Annotated in this window: 3 protein-coding genes and 2 pseudogenes; all 5 read left to right on the plus strand. The window is 60.0% G+C overall.

Features of this window, described 5'->3' with window-relative positions:
• A partial coding sequence (locus WA989_RS04170; protein WP_424339255.1) for an LptF/LptG family permease occupies positions 1 to 559 on the plus strand: 559 nt, incomplete at its 5' end.
• Positions 559 to 1,677, plus strand: a complete 1,119-nt coding sequence (locus tag WA989_RS04175) for an LptF/LptG family permease (protein ID WP_424339256.1) — start codon at positions 559 to 561, stop codon at positions 1,675 to 1,677. The genes WA989_RS04170 and WA989_RS04175, both read left to right, overlap by 1 nt.
• 68 nt (positions 1,678 to 1,745) lie before the next feature.
• Positions 1,746 to 4,283 (plus strand): annotated as a pseudogene (gene topA, locus WA989_RS04180) (type I DNA topoisomerase).
• Between the two features lie 123 nt (positions 4,284 to 4,406).
• Positions 4,407 to 4,532 (plus strand): hypothetical protein, encoded by a 126-nt coding sequence (locus WA989_RS04185; protein ID WP_424339257.1) that lies wholly within the window; start codon positions 4,407 to 4,409, stop codon positions 4,530 to 4,532.
• 75 nt (positions 4,533 to 4,607) lie between these two features.
• Positions 4,608 to 5,148: pseudogene (locus WA989_RS04190) on the plus strand (ribonuclease R); the annotation flags it as partial.

The raw sequence follows: 5,148 nt of genomic DNA on the forward strand, positions 1-5,148 counted from the left end.
TGACTATCTCGCCCAGCGGGGCAGGTTCGTCGAGGTCGACGGGTCGCCAAGCATCGTCATGTGGGAGGGGCAGATCCACCAGACCGACGCCAACGGCGCGTTGAGCATCCTCGATTTCGACCAGTCGACCTTTGATCTGACGCCCTTCATGGAAGACCGCGGCGCCGTCGTGCTGAAAGCGTCCGACCGCTACCTGCATGAACTCGTCAACATCGACCGGACGAACTATCAGCAATTGCAGGATGTCGACAAATTCCTGGCCGAAGCGCATGCACGCCTGACGACACCGCTGGTCAGCATTGCCATGGCGCTGATCGCGATCATGGCAGTGCTCGGCGGGGACTTTAACCGACGGGGCTATAACCGGCGCATTGTGTTTGCGACGGCGGGCGCGCTGGGCCTGATCATGGTTCAGCTAACCGTGCAGTCGGCAAGCGTAGACAGCGTGGCAGTGAACGCGGCGCAGTGGATCGTTCCGCTCGGCACGCTCGCCATTCTGTCCTTCATCTTCTTCCAATGGCAGCTCAGACCGGCCAGGCGCGTCAGAGGGTTCCGCTGATGTTTCTGAACCGGATCCAGCGCTATATCTTCACCCAATGCCTGACCAGCCTCACGCTTGTCATCTCAATCTTCGTGGTGACCATTCTTCTGGTCGACGTCGTCGAACAATTGCGCACCGTTGGCGGCGATGTGGAGCTGTCGCCTATGACGGCGGTGCAGCTATCGACGATGAAGCTGCCCGGCCTGATCGAGCAGACCTTGCCCTTTGCGATACTGGTCGCGGCGATGATGGCCTATAGCCGTCTCAACAAGCGCTCTGAACTCTCCGTCATTCGCGCCACCGGCCTCTCCGCTTGGCAATTTCTGGCGCCGCTTGTCTGGATGTCTGTGCTGGTCGGGCTCATTTCGATCATGGTGCTCAATCCGCTCGGCGCGCGGCTTTCAAACGAGTTCGAGGAAACGCGCAACAGCCTGCTCATCGCAGGCGGTGTGAGACCTGATTCGAGCCGCACGGATGTCTGGTTACGTCAGGGCGACGGCAATTCGCAGATCGTGATCCGGGCCGGCAGCGTCGACAGTACCGGCCAGGTTTTCGAGGATGTGAAGATGCTGGAAGAAGGCCGCGTCTTCGATGATGGCCGGCCAACACAGCGGCTTGATTTCGTCCGCCGCATCGATGCCGAGCGCGCGCGCATCATCGATGGATTCTGGCAGATCGAGAATTTGATTGAGAACATACCCGGTCAGCCGCCCCAGCGTATGGAACGCCTCGCCATTCCGACCGATCTTGATCCAGACACCCTGCTCGACCGGTTTACCTCTCCCAACACGATCGGCTTCTGGCGCCTGCCGGGCTTCATCCAGCAGACGGGCCGGGCTGGCCTCGACACGTCGCGCTTTCAGGTCCGCTTCTTCAGCCTGACGGCGATCCCTGTCTTCTTTACCGCCATGGGGCTGATCGGGGCGCTCGTCTGTCTGCGCCTGTCTCGCCTTGGCGGCACCAGCCGGCTGGTTTCTATCGGCGCGCTTGCGGCGACGGGCGTCTTCTTCATTATGCAATTCTCATCGAGTCTCGGCTCATCCGGCGCACTTCCGCCTGTCATCGCGGCCTGGTCACCGGCCCTGTTTGCCCTGTTCTCAAGCCTGACAGTCCTTGCCTATCGCGAGGATGGCTGAAGTTTCTCACGGGTTGACAGTCTCAAAGCTGACCACCAAGTTCCGCCGCTCTCTGGAGGAGCCCCCATATGAAAGTCGTTGTTGTTGAGTCGCCCGCAAAGGCAAAGACGATCAACAAGTATCTCGGAAGCGATTACAAGGTTCTGGCCTCTTACGGCCATGTCCGTGACCTTCCGTCAAAGGATGGCTCCGTCGATCCGGACAATGACTTTGAAATGATCTGGCAAGCCGACTCAAAGTCGGCTGGCCGCATTCGCGATATCGCCGAAGCCACAAAGTCGGCTGACAAGCTTATTCTCGCGACTGACCCTGATCGCGAAGGCGAAGCGATCAGCTGGCACCTCCTCGAAGCGCTGGAAAAGCGCAAGGCGCTGAAAGGCATCCCGGTCGAGCGGGTCGTCTTCAACGCGATCACCAAGAATGCCGTTACGACGGCCATGAACCAGCCGCGCGAGATCGACCAGGAACTGGTCGATGCCTATCTCGCCCGCCGCGCGCTCGACTATCTGGTTGGTTTCAATCTCTCGCCTGTCCTCTGGCGCAAGCTGCCGGGGTCGCGCTCTGCCGGGCGGGTCCAGTCTGTCGCGCTTCGCATCATCTGCCAGCGCGAACTCGAAATCGAGACCTTCCAGCCGCAGGAATACTGGACGATCGAAGCCGATCTTCGCGCCAAGGATGGCAGCGAATTCAAGACGCGGCTCTATGCGCTGGACGGCAAGACACTCAAGAAATTCGACCTGCCTGATGAGAAGACGGCCACCGAGGCTCTGAATGCCGTCCAGGTCGGCGGCTATACGGTCAGCTCGGTTGAATCAAAGCCGGTCAGGCGCAATCCGCCGCCGCCCTTCATCACCTCGACGCTCCAGCAGGAAGCCTCCCGCAAGCTCGGCTTTTCAGCCAAGCGCACCATGCAAGCCGCCCAGAAACTCTATGAGGAAGGCCGCATCACCTATATGCGGACCGACGGCATCAACATGGCCGAAGAGGCCTATGGCGCTGCGCGCCGCCAGATCGAAAGCGATTACGGCGCCCGCTACCTGCCTGAAAAGGCCCGTCGCTATTCCTCCAAGGCAAAGAACGCCCAGGAAGCGCACGAAGCGATCCGCCCGACCGATTTTTCCATCCGCCCTGAAAGCTATCGCGGCGACGGGGATCTGAAAAAGCTCTACACGCTCGTCTGGCGCCGGGCTGTGGCCTCGCAGATGGAAGCGGCCGAGTTTGAGCGCACGACGCTCGACTTTGCCTCAAAGGACAAGCGCGCAACGCTCCGCGCGACCGGCCAGGTCGTCGTCTTTGACGGCTTCATCAAGCTCTATACCGAGGGCCGGGATGATGGCGACGACGACGATGACGCCGAAGGCCGCCTGCCCAAGATGGCCGAAGGCGAGCATGCAGACCTGAAGGACGCAAAGTCCGAGCAGCATTTCACCCAGCCGCCGCCGCGCTTTACCGAAGCCTCTCTGGTCAAACGGCTCGAAGAACTCGGCATCGGCCGCCCGTCGACCTATGCCTCGACCCTCTCGACGCTGGAAGACCGCGACTATGTCCGTCTTGAGAAAAAGCAGCTCATTCCCGAACACAAAGGCCGGCTCGTTACCGCCTTTCTCGAGAATTTCTTCGCACGCTATGTCGAATACGATTTTACCGCTGAGCTGGAAGAACAGCTCGACGTCATCTCGGATGGCAAGCTCGACTGGAAAGCCTTCCTGAAAGACTTCTGGCAGCAATTCCAGGCCGCTATCGCAGAAACCAAGGAGCTTCGCGTTTCAAATGTGCTTGATGCGCTGAATATCGCGCTCGGGCCGTATGTCTTCCCGAAGACCGATGAGAATGGCAACGTCAAGGAAAACCCCCGCCTCTGCCCGCTCTGCAATGAAGGGGAGCTGTCGCTGAAACTCGGCCGGCACGGCGCCTTTGTCGGCTGCTCGCGCTATCCCGACTGCAAGTTCACCCGGCCCTTCTCCGCTGACAATGAGAAAGACGGCTCGATCAATCCGGAGGGCGAAGAGCTCGGCATCCATCCCGACACTGGCCAGCCCGTGCTGCTCAAGTCGGGCCGGTTCGGCCCGTATGTCGAGATGGAGACAGACGACAAGCCCAAGCGGACGAGCATTCCAAAGGGCTGGGAGCCGCAATCGGTCAATCTTGAACGGGCGGTGAAACTTCTCTCGCTGCCCCGCGAAGTCGGCCAGCACCCGGAAGACGGCGAACCCATCCTCGCCAATCTCGGCCGCTACGGGCCTTATGTTCAGCACCAGCGCACCTTCGCCAATGTTAAGGACGTCGAGGAACTGTTCGATATCGGCCTCAACCGCGCGGTCACGCTGATCGCCGACAAGAAGGCGAGCCGCGGCGGCGGGCGCGGCAAGGCCGAGCCGCTGAAGGAGCTTGGCAAGCACCCGGTCGATAGTGAGCCCATCCACGTCTTTGAAGGCCGCTACGGGCCCTAAGTGAAGCATGGCAAGACCAATGCGACCCTGCCAAAGGATGTGACGCCCGATACGGTCACACTTGAGCAAGCGGTCGAGCTTGTCGACGCCAAGGCCAAGAAGCCTGCAAAAAAGAAAAAGGCGCCGGCAAAGAAAAAAGCCGCGGCGAAGAAATAGCGCCGCGGCCTCGTGCGCGCGGCCCAAACTCATTTCCCCCGGCCATTTGCTTCAGAAAAGATTTGAACCAGTTCCTGTGCTACACATTCATTGAGTTACGACTCAATGTGAGAGGAGACTGACATGTCTGAACACGATACAAATGATGCACGCCAGGGCGCAACGGGCTTTGGTATGCGCTGGGTTCTGGTGATTTCCATCATCGCGGCGGTTATTGCGATGGGAATTCTGTTCGGGATCATGATGTAGGCGCGAGGCCCCCTTAATTTTCCCAGGCTGGAATGAATTCGAGCATTCCGGCGCAGAATCTCCTATATGCGGACCATGAGTTTTCCTGATCGCGAGACTGTTCTCGACTTTATCAACAAAAATCCGTCCCTCACCACAAAGCAGGAGATTGCCCGTGGCCTGAAGGTGAAAGGCCGCGAGCGCCAGGCGCTGCGCTCCATCCTGAAAAGCCTGGAGGCTGACGGGACGCTGGAACGAACCGGCAAGCGCGCCTGGGCGAAAGCGGATACGCCGCCTCCAACTGGCGTGATCGCCTTTGAAGCAATTGACGAGGATGGCGAACTGATCGCCCGCATGGCCGGCAATGATGGCAATTTCGGACCGCCCATCCGCTATGCCGGCTATATGGGCAAGAGCCGCGGGCCCGCGCCTGGCGTTGGGGATCGCGGCCTCGCCAAGATCCAGGAATCCGGCGGCGACTACCACGCCAAGCTAATCAAGCTTTTCGAGAAGCGCGACGAAGAGAGCCCGATGACAGGCCGCTTCGAGCGCACGCCCAAAGGCGGACGTATCGTACCAGCCAATCGCCGCGACAAACGCTCACTTCTCATCGCCGAAAGCGACCGCAATGGTGCCG

The organism is Henriciella sp., assembly GCF_049649345.1.
Classification (GTDB): Bacteria; Pseudomonadota; Alphaproteobacteria; order Caulobacterales; family Hyphomonadaceae; genus Henriciella.